Below are 2,949 nucleotides of genomic sequence, written 5' to 3'. Positions count from 1 at the left end.
GGACCGTGGCCGACACCGGCGGGCCGGCCGGCCGGGTCCTGGTCGCCCCCAACGGGGTGAACGTGGAGCGCATCCGTCCGTGCCGCGACTCCGCCGCCCGGGGACCGGACCCCGTGTCGCCGGTCGTCGTGTTCGTCGGCACGCTCAAGCCCTGGCACGGCGTGGAGCACCTGATCCGGGCCCGCGCGGAGGCCGCCGCCGACTGGCGCCTGCGCGTGGTGGGGGACGGCCCCCAGCGGGCGTCCCTCGAGGAGCTGGCCGCCGAGCTGGGCGTCGACGCCGAGTTCACCGGCGCGGTGCCCCCCGCCGCGGTGCCCGGGCTGCTGGCCGACTGCGCCGTGGCCGTCGCGCCCTATCCCGCCACGGAGGACGCCGCGGACCAGTACTTCTCGCCGCTGAAGATCTACGAGTACGCCGCCGCGGCCCTGCCGGTCGTCGCGTCCCGCGTGGGCCAGGTGCCGGCCGCGGTCGAGGACGGGGTGACCGGGCTGCTCGTGGCGCCCTCGGACCCCACCGCGCTGGCCGGCGCCGTCGACGCGCTGGTGGCCGATCCCGGCCGGCGGCGTGCCCTGGGACGCGCCGGCCGCCGCGACGCGGTCGCCCGGCGCTCCTGGACCGCGGTGCTCGACGGCATCCTCGCCGGCACGGACCTCGCCCCTCCGGATCCCACCGGCACGCGACCCCGCAGCGGCGCCGCACCGCGCCCGGCCGCACCGGGAGCACTGCAGGGAGCGCCGCGGTGAGCGGGGGCAGGCGGCTCGACCGCAGGGCCCTCCGGCGCACCCTCGGGCTGCTCACCCCGCACCTGCGCGAGCACCGGCTGCTCGCCGCGGGCGGCGTCGTGGTGCTCCTGGCCGAGGTGGCCTTCCGCGTGCTCGAGCCGTGGCCGCTGAAGATCGTCGTCGACGCCGTGTCCCTCTCCCTCGGCGCCGACAACGTCGACCCGTGGATCCCGGAGGCCTCGTGGCAGCTGCTCGCGGCCGCCGGGCTGGCCACGGTCGCGGTGGTGGGGTTCCGCGCGCTCGCCAACTACCTCGCCACGGTCGCGTTCGCCCTCGTCGGCTCCCGGGTCTCCACCGCCCTGCGCGAACGGGTGTTCGCGCACGTCCAGGCGCTCTCGGACCGCTACCACTCGGTCTCCCGGGCCGGGGACACGGTCCAGCGCCTCGTCTCGGACATCGGCAAGCTCCAGGAGGTGGCCGTCACCGCGGGCCTGCCGCTGCTGGCCAACGTCATCACCCTCGTGGTCATGTGCACGGTGATGCTCTTCCTCGACTGGCTCCTGGCCCTCGTGGTGGTCGTGGCGATCCTGGCCTTCCTGCTGGTGGGCCGAGGGTCCTCCGGGCGGATCACCGAGGCCTCGCGCCGGACCCGGCAGGGGGAGGGCGCGCTGGCGAACACCGCCCACGAGTCCCTCGGCGCGATCCGCACCGTCCAGGCCTACGGGCTGGAGGAGCACATGGCCGGCTCCTTCGGCCGCGCCAACCGGCAGGCTCTCACCCAGGGCGTGCAGTCCCGCCGTCTGGCCGCCGCGCTCGAGCGGGCCACGGACGTGATCGTGGGCGTGGCCACCGCGGCCGTGATCTTCGGCGGCGGCCTGCGGGTGCTCGAGGGCGCCATGAGCCTGGGCGACCTGGTCCTGTTCACGACCTATCTCAAGACGTGCATGAAGCCCCTGCGGGACATGGCCAAGTACACCGGGCGCATCGCCCGCGCCGCGGCCTCCGGGGAGCGGGTGGCCGACCTCGTGGCGGAGCCCGTGGACGTGCGGGAGGCCTCGGGCGCCCTGGTCCTGCCCGGGGTGCGCGGGGAGATCGCCCTCCACCACGTGGACGCCGCGTACGGGGACCCGGAGCACGGCGGGCGCACCGTGCTGCGCGACGTCGACCTCGTGATCCCGGCGGGCCAGCACGTCGCCGTCGTCGGCCCGTCCGGCTCCGGGAAGTCGACCCTCGTCTCCCTGCTGGTGCGGATGATGGACCCGGTCGCCGGGTCCGTGACCCTCGACGGCCACGACCTGCGCGCCCTGAGCCTCGGCACGGTGCGCGGCAGCACCGCCCTGCTGCTGCAGGACTCCGTCCTCTTCCACGGCACCGTGCGGGAGAACATCCGGCTCGGCCGCCCGGGGGCCACCGACGCCGAGGTCGAGGCCGCCGCGTCCGCCGCCCAGGCCCACGAGTTCGTGACGGCGTTCCCGCAGGGCTACGACACCCCGGTGGGGGAGCGCGGCTCGACCGTCTCGGGCGGGCAGCGCCAGCGGCTGGCCATCGCGCGCGCCCTGCTGCGCGACGCACCCGTCGTGCTGCTCGACGAGGCCACCACCGGACTCGACCCCCGGTCCGCCCGGGACGTGCTGGACGCCCTCGGGCGCCTGGTCCGCGGCCGCACGTCCCTGGCGGTGACCCACGACGCCGCCCTCGCGCTCGCCGCCGACCGCGTGCTGTGGGTCCAGGACGGGCGCATCCTGCTCGACGGCGCCCCCGAGGAGCTGCTCGCCCGGCCGGACGGCGTGTTCGCCGCGTGGGTCGAGCAGCAGCGGGCGCAGGACCGCCGGGAGGTCCGCTCGTGACGCTGCACCTGCCCGACTCCTGGGAGAGCCTGCCCGCGCTCGCCGCGGTCCTCGACCCCGGCCGGCTCACCGAGCTCTTCGGCCACCAGCTCGGCGGCCCGCTGCGCACCAGCCACCTGCGCTACAAGCCCGGCGTCTCGGTCGTGGCCCGCGTGGACGCCGGGACCACGGGCGCGGTGCACTGGGTCGCCGCCTACGCCCCCGCCGGGGACGGGGGGGACAAGCTCGAGAAGGTCCTGGCCCGCGCCGCGCGGGACGGCCGGCCGGCGCCCGTGCTGGTCGCGGACGTGCCGGGACGCCCCGGTCACCGTCTGGCCGTGGGGACGATCAGCACGGACCCCGAGCTGCGGCGCGCGCTCGCCGTGCTCGGGCCGGACCGG

At 77.0% G+C, this 2,949-nt stretch carries 3 protein-coding genes; all 3 read left to right on the top strand.

Features of this window, described 5'->3' with window-relative positions; translation table 11 throughout:
• A partial coding sequence (locus CRM73_RS18720) for a glycosyltransferase (protein WP_229588733.1) occupies positions 1–743 on the top strand: 743 nt, incomplete at its 5' end.
• Entirely contained in the window at positions 740–2,569 is a 1,830-nt protein-coding gene (locus CRM73_RS18715; RefSeq protein ID WP_095651597.1) for an ABC transporter ATP-binding protein, read from the top strand. The genes CRM73_RS18720 and CRM73_RS18715, both read left to right, overlap by 4 nt.
• A partial coding sequence (locus CRM73_RS18710) for a hypothetical protein (protein ID WP_229588732.1) occupies positions 2,566–2,949 on the top strand: 384 nt, incomplete at its 3' end. The genes CRM73_RS18715 and CRM73_RS18710, both read left to right, overlap by 4 nt.

This window comes from Kocuria sp. CCUG 69068, assembly GCF_020833785.1.
Taxonomy (GTDB): domain Bacteria; phylum Actinomycetota; class Actinomycetes; order Actinomycetales; family Micrococcaceae; genus Kocuria; species Kocuria rosea.
Note: the sequence above shows the minus strand (reverse complement) of the source record. Positions and strands in the feature narration are given on the sequence as shown.